This is a genomic window from Paenibacillus sp. PAMC 26794 (genome assembly GCF_000316035.1).
Taxonomy (GTDB): Bacteria; Bacillota; Bacilli; order Paenibacillales; family Paenibacillaceae; genus Paenibacillus.
Window position 1 is genome coordinate 1 of sequence record NZ_ANHX01000059.1, and the last position, 14,605, is coordinate 14,605.

Below are 14,605 nucleotides of genomic sequence, written 5' to 3' on the forward strand. Positions count from 1 at the left end.
AAGCAATCACTTCTGCCCTTCGCTACGGTGGAGACTACCTAGGTAAATTACTCTCAAAACTTAGTCCTAGTGCAGGTAATTTTGTGATCAAATATTCAAGTAAAATTGCAGATTTACTCGATTCTATTACGAACTGGCAAGAAAATATTATTGCTTCTGGGCTTGTTAGTATTGGAATTCCACCAGCAGAGGCTTATGAAATTGCAACATACATTGTTTGGTTAGCAGGGCTTTAAATTAAAGGTAATTTAAAAATACTTTTACCTCAATCAGACTTTATTACTTGTAATTTATCAAAAATCACTTTTTTAGCATAATCTTGAGTTAGTTGAAAAAATATACTTTACTTCTTAAGAAGTAAAGTATATTTTATTTTTATGGCAATTAAAGCAATTTAGATACTAATAATTCCAAAGGAGGAAATATGAATTCTACCCATATACTTATTCTCTTTATTTTATTACTTTTTCTTTTTGTATCACTAAATGAAGTCATTAAGTTTATAGCTCGCAGAGATAAAGAAACACCCCCACCCGTAAACGTAAGACTTTGGCTTATCCCTTTATTATCTCTATTGATCATTGTGCCTATTGCTTTTTTCACAGCATTATACAGTTTGTTTTTTTATACTTTTGGTGAAATGAGTAATTCTTTATATTTTGAACAGATTGGTGATGGGATTATATTTTCTGTATTTATTTTAATTGGATTTATATTCTTCGAAACAATCATTCATCCTATTATCATTGCTGCCTTGAACTATGGTGTACAAAGACGGGTTTCAGTTTATACTAGAAATTCTGTCACAATAATAATAGACAGTATCATTATTTATTTTTTGGCCTCGATCTTTGAAGGGGTGTATATCCAGGATTTCTGGTCCGCTCTATCCATTTCCGTTTTATATCATATTATGGAATGGATCTTCACCTGGATTCACCATCTGTACAAAAAGCGCAAAAGTAGTACAACCTTATAATTTCATTCAGTCTGCCAAGTAAAAATGCCGACGCCTTCCTAATCATAAAGGAAGGTGTCGGCATTCTCATTTTAATTAGTTTCGTATTTCCAAACCTTATTTAATAAATACGTATATACAATTTACGGATTAACAAAAACAGTTTTCAGCTTCGCTACATATTGCACGTCAAAACCAAGACCTTCAGCTACCATGGCAAGCGGTACATATGTTTTGGACTCTTTGCCTACCTTGTTCAGGAATGCAGGTGTATCCACGGTAACGGATGCTCCGTTGACCTTCACCGCATTGGCACCAATCTTCACGGCAACCTTCCGGTCTCCGTATGTAATCGTTGCAGTTGAAGTTTTGTTATCCCACACCGTTGTTGCACCGACCGCATTCACGATGTCTTGAATCGCCACAAAGTTTTTGCCGTTACGGATAATTGGTTTGTACGGTGTATTCAATGTTTTGCCACTCACGATAATGTTCATTGGTTCACCTGTCGCAGGTGCAGTCAGCTTGGTGTAATCTCCCCAGATCGTTTTGGCAAATACTTCGGCAATCGCTGTATATCCGAATTGATTCGGGTGGAAATCACGATCTTTGATCATATGAGTCATCGTGCCTTCACCACCAACAAACTCCTTGGCCACGTGTGCGACTTTGACATCGGTACCCTGAGCAGTGAATTGAGCTGCAATTCCATCAATGGTCTGTGTGAAGCCTTGGGATGCCTCCATCAATTTGGCATAGAGTGCCTTGCCTGCTACTTCTGGCATCGGTTGATACTGGTCGGCGATGACAATTGTAGCTGTCGGATTAATTGCATGGATATCATTAATCGTTGCACTTACATTAGCTGTATATGTTGCGAGTAATTCTTTTACCTTCGCTTGCAGCTCCTGATCACTCAGTTTGTCTGCTGTACCGAGAAGCTCAGATACATCATTTCCCCCAATGGTGATTGCAACCAGATTCGCCTGCGCTACACTCTCCCGGATTGCAGCAGTATTGGCTCCGATCTGTCCCGCTCTTGGATCAGGAAGACTTGGTTGAATGGCTTCTGAAGTCAGCGTTTTGCCATCCTTAATTGCAGTCGTGAAGTTTTTCAGGCCACTGGTTTTCAATCCGGCAATCCCGTAGTTGTCCACCTGTGTACGTCCATGCAGCAAACCTTGCTCATTCAAACGTTCTACATAACCATAAGGCAATTCTTTTGTGTTGGGCTCATAACCTACCGTTATGGAATCTCCCAATGTGACGATGCGGAACTCCTTGGTTACGGCTACTGCATCTTTCTTCGCAGTAAGCGAAGCCTCGTTAGTACCCGCTGGCAATACACCGGTTTTGGTGTCAGCCGCGTGTGCAGGCAGTGCAGATGATGTAAAGAGCAGCATTCCTGCCAACATGCTTGCCGTTAAACCGGCAGCTGTATTTTCCCATATACGTTTACGCTTCATTCAGGGTAACACTCCTTTTCGTGAATCTATGATTACACTAAATGTACGTGTTCAAAAAGGTCGGTTTTCAGTACCGAGAAGATGGGATGAAGCTAGGCATCCTTGGTAATCAAAAGCGGACTTTTTGAACAACCTCACTAATATATAGTACATTGGTCATTCCAATGACATCGGTTGGTGTTACTCTATTCTATCATTTTAAAGTAGGCGCTGTCCTCTCTGCTGAGAACACACATGAAATAACAGACTCCCTGATGGGGAGCCTGTTATTTACTAAGTTCAGATATGACGTTCTGTGATTAATTAAGATTGCGGCTTATCCAAGTCCTCAGAATTCGAATGATCCGTGTCGCTCTCCGGTTTGTTCCCGGTAGCTCGCTCCAGATACCGATCATAACGATCGTCCACTTCGCGTGCCATCTTCCGGTACTTTAACGTTTCCTCGACAATTGGATCACGTTCTGTCTGGATTCGCACTTCATATTTGGGAGGAATCAGCTGGCGTTCACGCTGATCGGTGTCGCCGGACTCTTCCATGTCCCCTTCCGTCAGCATATCACTGAGCCGTCGTTCCAGTTCTTTGGATTCATCCATTGTTTTCGCTCCTTTAATTAAAGTCATACATGCGTTAACTATTACTATTGAACACTCACTCCAGCCCGGTTGCCTTCGCTTCCTTCAACACATCCGTCAGTGCATCATGGATTTTGCCATTGCTGGCAACGACATGATTCACAGACAGTTGATAAGGCGTTCCGATGGTATCGGTTACCTTACCGCCTGATTCTTCAACCAGCAGCGCGCCTGCGGCAATATCCCAAGGTTTCAGTCCAACTTCGGTGTAGGCGCTGAGACGTCCTGCGGCAACATATGCCAGATGAAGGGCGGCAGATCCGCCTGCACGCAAGTTACGAACTTGCGGAGCAAGCGCCTGCACAGCGGCCATATTCAGTGGTAACGCAAAGGTTGTGTCTGCCGGGAATCCAACCGCAATCAGGCTCTGAGCCAGTTCCTGTTCACCAGATACAAGCATCCGGTTTCCGTGAACATAAGCTCCTTTCCCTTTTTCCGCAACAAACATTTCATCACGGGAAGGGTCGTAGATCACGCCGACAATGACTTCCCCATTATGAGCCAATGCGATGGACACCGAATAAAACGGGAATCCGTGTACAAAGTTCGTCGTTCCGTCCACAGGATCAACAATCCACAGGAACTCTTCTTCCTCGGTCTCTTTCAGTGCTTTTGCCGAAGCTTCCGGTCCCGGTTCGACGCCTTCTTCACCCAGAACGGCATGGTGGGGAAAATGCGTGAGAATCAGGCGGCGGATCATCTGCTCCGCTCCTTTATCCACTTCGGTCACCAGATCTTGGGGTGAATATTTGGTGCCAAGTTCAGTTACCGTCCCAAGACGGCTTTTGATCCATTCGCCAGCTTTGGAAGCTGCATTAATGGCAACGGCAGTATAGCTTTTGCTTGTCACGACATAAGGTGTCTTTTCCTTCTCATTCAAAGCGTTCACTCTACTTTCTATATCAATCTACGAAAAGTTGAAATACTTGTTAAAAGTATACGCCCCACAGGTCGTAAAGTTTCTCGTTGCCCAAGCCCCTTTTGGCACTACTGATGAATGATGACGGTAGACTCGTCCACCCACTCCACACCCTCTTCGTGATAGAATGCCAGCTTCTGCATCAGTTGCACAAGAGCCTCATCCTTGCGTTTCGCCTCAATCATCACGTCAAGCCTTGGGGTGTCTGCTGCGATATGACGCAAGAAGTCGAGCACAGGCTCTACCTCTACACCATCAGCATGACCTCGCAGATCCTTCTCGCTCTTCGGACTGGAGACATGGATTTTGGGTGGCAATGGCTGATCGGCCGGTGAATCTGCCTGGGCAAGCGGTGACTGCCAAGTCTTTAGGATATCAGGCCACAGATCCCATGCCTGTTCTCCTTCGTTGTTCACCCACTGGTGATGGATATCCAGTACCATGGGCAATCCCAGGCGCTGGCACACGGCCAGTGTCTCAGGCGCATTGAACGTTTTGTCATCATTTTCGAGTGTGAGCCGCTCTTGAATATCCCGATCCAGCTTCAAAAAGTTTTCTTCAAAACGAAGCGCCGCCGAAGGCTTGTCCCCGTATGCACCACCAATATGTATATTGTTCTTGGCAGTGGCATTCAGCCCCATAGCATCCAGCATCCGAACATGATGACGAAGGTCGCGAATCGAGTTGTGCAGAACTTGCTCGCGGGGGGTACTAAGTACGGTAAAATGATCCGGATGAAAGGACACACGCATATGATTTTCCTTCACAAAATCACCAATGGCCGCAAAGTCCTGCTTCAGTGCCGGGAACGGGTCCCAGTCATTCAGGTCCTCGTGTGTTGCCAGTGGAATCAATTTGGAAGAGAAGCGATATACATGAATATGGCTACCCTTGTTGTGCCTGAGCAAACGTAATGTATTGTGCAGGTTCTCGGCTGCAATCCGTTCGAGCTTGCGGATTGCTGCTTCCCTGTCATCGATTTTGTTGAAACTCGACATGGTCATGGTCCGGGAAGGCGAGGCGTTCTCTATAAGCACGGACATTGCCACGTAACCAAAGCGTACGAGCATGAATCTCTTCCTCTCTATTAGGGCGGAGAACCCGCATGGCATATTCAGCCGTCAGGATGTACCGTCACTGTATATAACCAAGTTTTACCCTAAAAGAGTGACCATAATCGTATTCTGGCAAATCAGTCCTTCCGACCCGCACCTACAGTCAACAACTACTCCTGTGCTTGCTCTCCAAAGAACATCTCATCCGCAAGGGCAGTCTGAATGCGTGATTCTTCCTCAGTCAATTTGCGGATAAGTAGCATCTCCACCTCGGTTACCTCTTGCCCCTGGAAGTTGATCTCCGCAATGGAAACCACGATCTTGACGATGGCTACAGCCACGTTATCCGGTGTGTATGCAATCACTTTCTGGCCGGTAGGAAATACCCGGAAGCCCTGTTTGACCATTTTGCCGCGTCCGTATTCAAGCAGTTCGAACAGCTCCTGCTCATTCTTGAACTTGCATACGGAATTGAATTCAGTCTGAAATCCCATGCATATCCCTCCTGATCTTGTGGTCGCAGGCTACGCCTGTACGCCGTTCTCGTAATTCAGTGCCTGCTTGCGGTTGTAACGTTCCAGTGCCAGCTCAATCATGCGATCTAGCAGTTCGGCATACGATACACCTGTCTCACGCCAAAGAAGTGGATACATGCTGTATGGTGTGAAACCAGGCATGGTGTTGACTTCATTAATAAGCAAGGCGCCGTCATTTTTCCGAATGAAGAAGTCCGCACGTGAAATGCCGTTACCTTCAATCGCACGGAACGCCTGCAAAGCTGCCTCGCGAATGCGATCTGCGGCCTCTGGGTCCAGTGGAGCTGGAATCAGCATCTGTGATTGACCATCAATATACTTGGCTGCATAGTCATAATACTCACCGGAAGATACGATCTCCCCTGGAACGGAAGCCATGGGCTCGTCATTGCCGAGGACGCTGACCTCAACTTCGCGGGCTTCAACGAACTCCTCAATGACAACCTTCGTATCATACCGAAGTGCGAACTCGACAGCTGTCTTCAGCTCATCGCGGTTACGTGCTTTGGAGATGCCTACACTGGAGCCCAGATTCGCCGGTTTGATAAAACAAGGATATCCCAGCTGATCTTCGACCTGTACGATCATTTCGTGCTCTGTCTGCTTCCATTGTGTCGCGTTAAAATACGTAAAGGCACATTGGTCAATGCCAGCCTGTGCAAACAGCTTTTTCATGACCACTTTGTCCATGCCGCCAGCCGAAGCCAGTACACCTGCACCTACATATGGCATATCCGCCATCTCGAACATACCCTGAATGGTACCATCCTCTCCAAACGTACCATGTAGCAGAGGGAACATCACGTCCAGCGCTTCTGCTCCGCCATACAAACGGCCAAACAGGGCGTTCAGCGCATCCTGCGTTCCACCCGCTGATTGCTCCAGCTTCAGATCTCCAATCTGCGCGAACGGCGCATGCATGACAGGTCCTTTTTTCCACGTCCCCTGCTTGGAGATATAAAAAGGAACCAGTTCATACTTTTCGTAATCAAATGCGTTTGTTACAGCAAACGCCGTTTGCAGCGACACCTCATGCTCGCCCGATTTTCCGCCGTACACGACGCCTACTTTTAATTTATCCATACTCATGTGTACCCTCCGATTATCTGTGCCTGATGCTGTCATGTTTGCATGCTCAGCACCCTTGTTATTCTGCTTGCGTTACCCTGGTCTTATTTTACACGGAACTGGATGTCTGCGTCACCGCATCCCGAAAATCTTTCGTCATCAAAACTCATCTGCAATATGAAAAAGCCGGTATACCGTCCGCTCCGTCCAAGCGTAAGAATCCCGGTAATCCCAAAATCGGTGACGGCTACTAACCGTATGTGCGTTAACAAGCGGCATACCGCCCGCATCAAACGCGGTCACAACGGTGCTGTGCTGAAATCGTCCATCTCCATCCCAATCGTAGAGAATAACATCGCCGAGCATCAGCTGCTCAGGACGCTCCACTTCTGTCGCGGTCAGACCCCAGCTGCTGCCTGACAAATAACGCTCCAGACTGTTGGAAACTGCCCAACTGTAACTCCACATTTCGGAGCCGTTCACATACCCTTTATACCACCAGCCGGCTTCTCTTCTACCAGTATAGTGGATGGGTGCGCCCCCTGCAAAGAGACATTGGGACACGTAATTGGTACAATCCACATCAAATTCCTCAAATGCCGGATTCCCCGCATTCCACCACCGATCTGCATAGGCAACCACCAGATCTCTGCGATATGACTGTTGCCGTGAGCTTCTTCCTTGACCCAACACTTCCCGATTCAGCAGCGGCCGATTCATCGCCTGTACAAAATCAGCTTGTTGAAACGGACGTCCTTCCCCAGCAGGGCGACGCTCCGGCACTTCTCGCTCGACCCGTCCAATAATCCATCCACCACTCTGCCGCAGAAAGGTTAATCGCTCCCGCTCAATCCGGTCCTCCCGGTGGCTAATCCCGCTCTTCTCGTAGAACAGTCTGCTGTACAATTGTACATCCACCACCGCTTCTTCCTGGCCATCCATAAGCGTGCGCACAAGCTTGGCGCTGGTCTCGCTGCGAAGAGGCACGGCGCGCCGCTTACGATACCATTCGTCCAGCCTTGCCATCCGCTCTCCCCGTTCCACCACGAAGTCAGGATCGGTAACGATCCGTTCGCTGGTCTGTGGACGGTAGTCGATCTCACAGCGATTGTACTGGTTCACGTAAGTATATAAGGCACTCTTCCATTCCCGTTCCAAGCCTATGTCCCCCTTTGGCATGAGTTCTGTCTGGAATAATTCATTGCGTATATAAACTCCTACTATTCATATGAGTGGGTCCTCGGTTGTATGTACACGGCTCAGGAGGGAGATCCAAAATTCGGCAAATACAGGTACACGAGATATCTTATTCCTGCTCGCTTCGCGAAAACGCCTTCATCGGTTCAAAAGCTTGCTTGATCAGGCAAAAAGACCTTTACGTACGGAGGTGAAAACGGTATACTTAAAACTAAAGTTATGATTATGAAATTACGTTTCATCTGATGAAACTAACGAACAAGAACACGGAACGATGAAGGCCTGTTCTTCACCTAAATGAACGTTTTCTTCATCTCACCGACACATCCCAAGGAGGTACATGTATGTCAGCAAAGAATCATTTCTCCGCCGCTCGCAGTCTTGAGGTTGGAGGCAAGTCTTACCGCTACTACAGTCTCGATGCTCTTCAGGAAAACGGCCACGGCGATCTTTCCAGGCTTCCTTTCTCCATTAAAGTGTTGCTTGAAGCAGCAATTCGTCAATTCGACGGACGTGCCATTACCGAAGAACATGTAAAACAACTGACCGGCTGGGCAGATGGCCGTGATAATAACAAGGAAATTCCATTCATTCCTGCACGTATCGTTCTGCAGGATTTCACCGGTGTACCGGTTGTCGTTGACCTCGCTGCAATGCGTGATACTGTGAAAAAAGCAGGTGGCGATCCAAAACAGATCAACCCGCTCGTACCGGTCGATCTCGTTATCGACCACTCCGTTATGGTTGATGCTTTTGGTACCAACGATGCACTTGATTACAATATCAAAGTTGAGTTTGAGCGTAATGAAGAGCGTTACCGCTTCTTGCGTTGGGCGCAAACGGCATTCAACAACTTCCGTGCAGTTCCACCATCCACAGGGATCGTTCACCAGGTTAACCTGGAGTATCTGGCTTCCGTGGCAGCAACCAAAACCGTGGACGGCGAGACCGTTGTATTCCCGGATTCCCTCGTAGGTACAGACTCCCACACCACCATGATCAACGGACTTGGCGTTGTTGGTTGGGGTGTTGGTGGTATTGAGGCTGAAGCAGGTATGCTGGGCCAACCGCTTTATTTTGTAACACCCGACGTTATCGGTTTCAAACTGACAGGCAGCCTGAGTGAAGGCGCAACAGCAACGGATCTGGCACTGACCGTTACCCAATTGCTTCGTAAAAAAGGCGTTGTTGGTAAATTCGTTGAGTTCTACGGACCAGGTCTTGCCAACATGGGTCTGGCTGACCGTGCAACAGTAGCCAACATGGCACCAGAGTATGGCGCTACCATCGGCTTCTTCCCTGTCGATAGTGAAACGTTGAACTATCTGCGCAGTACTGGCCGTCCTGACGAACAGGTAGAATTGGTTGAAGCTTATTACAAAGCTCAAGGCATGTTCCGTACTTCCAGCACCGTTGATCCTGAATTCACAGATGTGATTGAACTGGATCTCGGCTCAGTTGTACCAAGTCTTGCAGGACCAAAACGTCCACAGGATCGCATCGAGCTGACACAAATGAAAGAAAGCTTCAACAGCATCATCCGCACACCTGTAGATAAAGGCGGCTACGGGCTGAGCGATGAGAAAATCGAACAAACCGTACCTGTGAAGCACCCGAACGGTTCCACCAGTGAACTGAAAGCAGGCGCTGTTGTGATCGCGGCGATCACAAGTTGTACAAATACTTCGAATCCAAGTGTTATGGTTGGAGCGGGACTGCTGGCGAAAAAAGCAGTTGAACGCGGCCTGACCAAACCAGGATATGTGAAAAGCAGTCTGACACCAGGTTCCCTTGTGGTTACCGAGTACCTAGAAAAAGCAGGCCTTATCACGTACCTCGACAAACTCGGATTCAACGTTGCCGGCTACGGTTGTGCAACATGCATCGGTAACTCCGGCCCACTGCCGGACGAAGTGAGCGAAGCTATTGCTGAGAACGATATGACCGTAGCGGCTGTATTGTCCGGTAACCGTAACTTCGAGGGCCGTGTGCATGCACAGGTTAAAGCCAACTACCTGGCATCACCACCACTCGTTGTGGCATATGCACTTGCGGGTACCGTGAATATTGACTTTGAAACCGATCCAATCGGTTATGATACGAACAATGAGCCTGTATTCCTGAAAGACCTCTGGCCTACCTCCGAGGAAATCAAGGATACTATCGCAAGTTCCCTGAACGCTCAGATGTTCCGCAACAAGTACGAGAACGTATTTACAGCTAACGAGCGTTGGAATGCGATTTCTGTACCGGAAGGTGAATTGTACGAGTGGGACCCGAACTCCACGTACATTCAGAATCCTCCGTTCTTCCAAGAGCTTGGCGACAAGTTGAACGATATCGCAGATATCCGTTCTGCACGCGTTATGGCATTGCTTGCGGATTCCGTAACAACGGATCACATCTCACCAGCAGGTAATATTGCACCATCCAGCCCAGCTGGACTGTACCTGAAAGAGCATGGCGTAGAGCGCAAAGACTTCAACTCCTACGGTTCACGCCGTGGTAACCATGAAGTCATGATGCGTGGTACATTCGCCAACATTCGTATTCGTAACCAGGTGGCTCCGGGCACTGAGGGCGGTGTTACGAAGTACCTGCCAACCGACGAAGAAATGTCCATCTACGATGCTTCCATGAAGTATCAGGATGAAGGACAGAACCTGATCGTTATCGCTGGTAAAGAGTATGGTACAGGAAGCTCCCGTGACTGGGCGGCAAAAGGAACATTCCTGCTCGGCGTCAAAGCCGTTATCGCGGAAAGCTTCGAGCGGATTCACCGTAGTAACCTGGTCGGCATGGGCGTAATGCCATTGCAATTCCAGGAAGGTCACGGCTGGTCCAGCCTTGGTCTGAACGGACGTGAAACGTATGACATTACTGGCCTCAGCAATGATGTGAAGCCAGGACAAGAGTTGAAAGTTACCGTAACTCGTGAAGACGGTACACAGTTCGAATTCCCTGTCATCGCTCGTCTGGACAGCATGGTTGACGTGGATTACTACCATAACGGCGGTATCCTGCAAACCGTATTGCGTCAAATGATGAAAAAAGCTTAATTACATGAATCATTAATGTGAAGAATTTATACAGAAAAGCTCCCCATTACGTGCAATCAGCACGTGGCGGGGAGCTTTTTGGCTTTGCTTTTCATAATCGGGATACATTTAAAAATCAATCTTCAAGGCCAACTTCCTTTTAATGCCCAATGTGATGTGAGGCTTGATCTAACAGTTGAATCGTACCCATGATCAGAAACAAACACGACAGAGCAATTAACGAGCCTCCAACCCATCTAGACATGATCAATCGCTCCGTAATCTGTTTTTCTGAAGCATCCGTTACCTTATGTGGATACACGAGAAACATTAGCCCTGCGCTAATGAACAGTACAGCCATTATAATCAAGTTGTTCCCCTCCTTACACGTGACTTTCCTTAGAATTTAACTTTTTCGTCGTCCCGCGGGATTCTCCTCCCACCAACACCTTTTTCAGACCCATAGCCATAGTGAAAACAATGTATCCAATCAAGCCGCCGAGCGTATTGAGCATCAGATCATCCACATCAAATATGCCCATGCCAGTCACTAACTGTGTCACTTCATAGCCCAGACTGAGCAGCAGAGAAAGCAAGAGTACCTTTACTCCAGAGAATAACTTGTTGCCCGTCAACACAGGAATGAAGATGCCCAGTGGGATAAAGGCCAGTATATTGCCTACCAGATGGATTGCGGTTCCCGGACGATGTAACGACAGACTGTTCCAGTCTCGTGAGATTTCCTGAAATGGTGTCAGGTTGACGGTTCGGGTATGAACCAAATCCGGTTGTTGCAAGAACGCCATCAGTCGAACCTTCACGATGCCAAAATCGACTGAGCTTCCTTTAAACAGGATCAGCTTCGTAAGTAGATATACATAGATAATGAAAACGGCAATCCAAAGGATGTAATGTTTGTTTTTCTTCTGGTTGTTGTGCTTCATGCTGCTCCTCCTCCTTTGTACTGCCCTGTTATTTCTTTACGGTGACGATGACGCCATCCATGTTATCACCCGATATTTCAGTTTGGCCTTGCTCAGGTATGTACACGGTCATATCTTGGGTGGCACGGTAATAGCGGATATGATACGCCTCACCCTCTACTTCAACAGTAATGTTCTCTTTTTCTTTTAACAATTCAAGGTACTCCTCCAGCACCAGATTATTATCATGCATGACAGCACTATGGGGCAGGCCTACATATCGAAAGTGCCATGGTTCATATTGAATACCTGTGATGCGCACTTTATCCTTCGGGTAACGCAAAATAAATCCGTATTTCCATGCATTCTTCTCCAGCCATGCTCCCTCTGGTGCTTCATTCATGGCAGCCAAGCTGGAACCGACATCCAGGGATAACCCGAGATTGTGCTCACTGTGTCCCGCAGGAAGCGCATAGTCTGAACCCTTTTCCCGATAAAGCTCGTCCTGCTTCGCAAAATCCCTGTAACCACTACTGATGAGAAAATATCGAACTCCCTCTTCGCCTGCTGCTTCGACCATCCTCTGAAACTCCTGCGCCACCTGCCGGGATAACATGATTTTTTGATCCATGATTCCATATCCACGAAGCAGCTCATCCTCATCTGCCACATATACAATATCGGATTTAACCCCTTCCGCGTCAACAGGGTATTGCTTATTAACCAATAACAAGTTCCCCTTATGTACCTGATCATGAATATTTCCAGTGACGGATGCCGTATAACCTGCAGGATTTTCATGCGTATTCTGAATCTCGATGGGCAACTCATGCTTCTGCTGAAGCCATCCTGGTGATTGTGTAACGATATATCCGATCAAAACGATACATATTAAAAAGCCCCACTTTTTCATACTTGTTCCTCCTTTTACCTCATACATTAAGGATAGACAAAACAAGTTAAAGAAAAAGCAGGGCAATTTTAAAGTTTTTCTTAAATTTGACGTCGAACTTTATTGGAATACGGGCAAACGAACTTCGAACAACGTCCGCACCACATCGCTCTGGGCCGAGATCGTACCGTCATGTTGCTCCACTATATTGCGAGCTATAAATAAGCCGAGGCCTGTCCCCTCGTCCTGAGGGGTCCTGGCACGATCTCCAGTGTAATACATATCGAAGATATGCGGCAATTCCTCCGGACGAATATGTCCACCATAGTTAATCACCTGAATAATGATCTGTTCTGCATCACGATATCCGTTAATATCCACGTACATGCCATCCTTGCCATGTCGTGCAGCGTTAATCAGCAGATTCTCGAACACACGTGCCAGCAACTCGCCATCGCCGGAGATCGTAAGGTCAGTGTCTATTTTTAATCGGGCGACTAGTTGGTTCTTTTCAAATACAGGATAGAGTTCTTCGTTCATCTGCTTCAGCAGCTCACTAAGATCCAGCTGTGTCTTGTTTATAGGCAGCCTGCCATAATTCATGCGGGTAATTTCGAACAAATCATCAATCAACTTCTCTAGACGCTGTGATTTGGTGAAGGCAATCGACGTAAAGTGCCTAACCTGTTCCTCCGTCAGCTGATCATCCTTCATGAGCAGATCCAAGTATCCAAGCACAGACGTCAGCGGTGTTCGCAGATCATGCGCCAGATTGACGACAAGCTGGTCCTTACTATTTTCAGCAAAGTCCCCTCGTTCCACTGCTTCCCGTAGCTTCTCACTCGCCAGATTCACATCCTCTGCAATCGTACCTAATTCGTCCTTGGATGAGATCTGTACACGATGCTGAAAGTCTCCATTCGCCAAATGACTGATTCCTGTGGAAATGTCCTTGAAATACGTCGCGTAGGGCTTGGTAAACCAGAAGAAAAATAGAATGGCGAGCGGGATAAATAAGAGCAGGAAAAAATAGATATCTCCGATACTTCTCATAAAATGACGATATTCAGCAAGCGGATCTTCTAAACGGACACCCGAATAATAGGCTTGTAAAAGCTTGTAAATGCCATAGGTAATTGCACCAGAGGCAAGCATGCTTAACCCTAACAACATAATCATGGTTGTGCGAAAACTTCTTCGTTTAGTCATTAAACGTGTACCCCACACCCCAGATGGTTTTGATAAACTTGTTCTTGTTCACATCTTCTCCCAGCTTTTTACGCAGGGTCCGAATGTGGACCATCACGGTATTCCCACTCTCGTAATAGGCTTCTCCCCATACCTGTTCAAAAATATTTTCTGCACTGAACACCTGCTTGGGGTGGCTCGCGAGCAGATACAAAATGTCGAACTCCTTCGGTGTTAGTTCCACTGGTTTGCCGTAGAGTGTAACACGATGTTGATCTGGCATGATGATGAGCCCCCCCTTCTCCAGAATAGAGCGCTGCACAGGCGCAGACTGGCTGAATTGCAGAGAACGACGCAACTGAGAGTTAACCCGGGCAACAAGCTCCATCGGATTGAATGGCTTGGTCATATAATCGTCCGCGCCCATCACGAGTCCCGTAATTTTGTCCATATCCGACGTTTTGGCACTCAGAAAAATGATCGGTAAATGATGCTGCTCCCTAATTTTACGGGTCACCTCATACCCGTCCATGCCAGGCATCATAATGTCCAGAATCGCCAAGTCTATCGCTTGAGTCTGAACAGCTTGAACCGCCGTCTTCCCATCAAAGGCCTTGATGGTGTGATATCCTTCTTTTTGTAAATGTAAAGCAACCAGATCAGCGATCTCAACTTCATCGTCTGCGATCAGAATCGTAATTCGCTTCATTGCTTATTCCACTCCTATGTGTG

Annotated in this window: 13 protein-coding genes and 1 pseudogene; 2 read left to right on the top strand and 12 right to left on the bottom strand. The window is 47.2% G+C overall.

Features of this window, described 5'->3' with window-relative positions:
- Nucleotides 1-236 (top strand): annotated as a pseudogene (locus D829_RS33780) (hypothetical protein); the annotation flags it as partial.
- An 865-nt stretch (nucleotides 237-1,101) separates the two neighbouring features.
- On the opposite strand, the gene D829_RS0120260 reads toward D829_RS33780, so the two are convergent.
- The 7 genes from D829_RS0120260 to D829_RS0120290 all read right to left on the bottom strand — a co-directional run bounded on the left by D829_RS0120260 (nucleotide 1,102) and on the right by D829_RS0120290 (nucleotide 7,799).
- A complete protein-coding gene (locus D829_RS0120260; protein ID WP_017690754.1) occupies nucleotides 1,102-2,424 on the bottom strand; it encodes a stalk domain-containing protein in 1,323 nt (440 codons plus the stop codon).
- A 303-nt stretch (nucleotides 2,425-2,727) separates the two neighbouring features.
- A complete protein-coding gene (locus D829_RS0120265; RefSeq protein WP_017690755.1) occupies nucleotides 2,728-3,018 on the bottom strand; it encodes a hypothetical protein in 291 nt (96 codons plus the stop codon).
- A gap of 55 nt (nucleotides 3,019-3,073) precedes the next feature.
- Entirely contained in the window at nucleotides 3,074-3,946 is an 873-nt protein-coding gene (locus tag D829_RS0120270; protein WP_036661747.1) for an inositol monophosphatase family protein, read from the bottom strand.
- Nucleotides 3,947-4,044: 98 nt separating this feature from the next.
- Nucleotides 4,045-5,046 (bottom strand): UV DNA damage repair endonuclease UvsE, encoded by a 1,002-nt coding sequence (gene uvsE / locus D829_RS0120275; protein WP_017690757.1) that lies wholly within the window; start codon nucleotides 5,044-5,046, stop codon nucleotides 4,045-4,047.
- A 155-nt stretch (nucleotides 5,047-5,201) separates the two neighbouring features.
- Nucleotides 5,202-5,525, bottom strand: a complete 324-nt coding sequence (locus tag D829_RS0120280) for a hypothetical protein (RefSeq protein ID WP_017690758.1) — start codon at nucleotides 5,523-5,525, stop codon at nucleotides 5,202-5,204.
- Between the two features lie 30 nt (nucleotides 5,526-5,555).
- Complete coding sequence (locus D829_RS0120285; RefSeq protein WP_017690759.1) at nucleotides 5,556-6,656, bottom strand: D-alanine--D-alanine ligase; 1,101 nt, start codon at nucleotides 6,654-6,656, stop codon at nucleotides 5,556-5,558.
- Nucleotides 6,657-6,794: 138 nt separating this feature from the next.
- Nucleotides 6,795-7,799: an amidase domain-containing protein gene (locus tag D829_RS0120290; protein ID WP_026081304.1), complete on the bottom strand. Its 1,005-nt coding sequence runs from the start codon at nucleotides 7,797-7,799 to the stop codon at nucleotides 6,795-6,797.
- Between the two features lie 377 nt (nucleotides 7,800-8,176).
- Between D829_RS0120290 and acnA the strand changes: the two genes are divergently transcribed.
- The gene (gene acnA / locus D829_RS0120295; RefSeq protein WP_017690761.1) at nucleotides 8,177-10,891 is read left to right on the top strand and encodes an aconitate hydratase AcnA; all 2,715 of its coding nucleotides are present in this window, start codon (nucleotides 8,177-8,179) and stop codon (nucleotides 10,889-10,891) included.
- A gap of 139 nt (nucleotides 10,892-11,030) precedes the next feature.
- Here the strand turns inward: acnA and D829_RS0120300 are convergent, their stop codons facing one another.
- The 5 genes from D829_RS0120300 to D829_RS0120320 all read right to left on the bottom strand — a co-directional run bounded on the left by D829_RS0120300 (nucleotide 11,031) and on the right by D829_RS0120320 (nucleotide 14,582).
- Nucleotides 11,031-11,240 (bottom strand): hypothetical protein, encoded by a 210-nt coding sequence (locus D829_RS0120300; RefSeq protein ID WP_017690762.1) that lies wholly within the window; start codon nucleotides 11,238-11,240, stop codon nucleotides 11,031-11,033.
- Between the two features lie 13 nt (nucleotides 11,241-11,253).
- On the bottom strand, nucleotides 11,254-11,814 hold the full coding sequence (locus D829_RS0120305) for a VanZ family protein (RefSeq protein ID WP_017690763.1): 561 nt from the start codon (nucleotides 11,812-11,814) through the stop codon (nucleotides 11,254-11,256).
- Between the two features lie 28 nt (nucleotides 11,815-11,842).
- Nucleotides 11,843-12,706, bottom strand: a complete 864-nt coding sequence (locus tag D829_RS0120310) for a D-Ala-D-Ala carboxypeptidase VanY (protein WP_017690764.1) — start codon at nucleotides 12,704-12,706, stop codon at nucleotides 11,843-11,845.
- 99 nt (nucleotides 12,707-12,805) lie between these two features.
- On the bottom strand, nucleotides 12,806-13,894 hold the full coding sequence (locus tag D829_RS0120315; protein ID WP_017690765.1) for a HAMP domain-containing sensor histidine kinase: 1,089 nt from the start codon (nucleotides 13,892-13,894) through the stop codon (nucleotides 12,806-12,808).
- Nucleotides 13,887-14,582, bottom strand: a complete 696-nt coding sequence (locus D829_RS0120320) for a response regulator transcription factor (protein ID WP_017690766.1) — start codon at nucleotides 14,580-14,582, stop codon at nucleotides 13,887-13,889. Before D829_RS0120320 ends, D829_RS0120315 begins: the two co-directional genes overlap by 8 nt.
- Between the last annotated feature and the right edge of the window lie 23 nt (nucleotides 14,583-14,605).

Bases quoted from the DNA above. Each gene is read 5' to 3' on its own strand.
- D829_RS0120260 (WP_017690754.1), bottom strand. From the start codon at position 2,424: ATGAAGCGTAAACGTATATGGGAAAATACAGCTGCCGGTTTAACGGCA.
- D829_RS0120265 (WP_017690755.1), bottom strand. From the start codon at position 3,018: ATGGATGAATCCAAAGAACTGGAACGACGGCTCAGTGATATGCTGACG.
- uvsE (WP_017690757.1), bottom strand. From the start codon at position 5,046: ATGCTCGTACGCTTTGGTTACGTGGCAATGTCCGTGCTTATAGAGAAC.
- D829_RS0120280 (WP_017690758.1), bottom strand. From the start codon at position 5,525: ATGGGATTTCAGACTGAATTCAATTCCGTATGCAAGTTCAAGAATGAG.
- D829_RS0120285 (WP_017690759.1), bottom strand. From the start codon at position 6,656: ATGAGTATGGATAAATTAAAAGTAGGCGTCGTGTACGGCGGAAAATCG.
- acnA (WP_017690761.1), top strand. From the start codon at position 8,177: ATGTCAGCAAAGAATCATTTCTCCGCCGCTCGCAGTCTTGAGGTTGGA.
- D829_RS0120305 (WP_017690763.1), bottom strand. From the start codon at position 11,814: ATGAAGCACAACAACCAGAAGAAAAACAAACATTACATCCTTTGGATT.
- D829_RS0120310 (WP_017690764.1), bottom strand. From the start codon at position 12,706: ATGAAAAAGTGGGGCTTTTTAATATGTATCGTTTTGATCGGATATATC.
- D829_RS0120315 (WP_017690765.1), bottom strand. From the start codon at position 13,894: ATGACTAAACGAAGAAGTTTTCGCACAACCATGATTATGTTGTTAGGG.
- D829_RS0120320 (WP_017690766.1), bottom strand. From the start codon at position 14,582: ATGAAGCGAATTACGATTCTGATCGCAGACGATGAAGTTGAGATCGCT.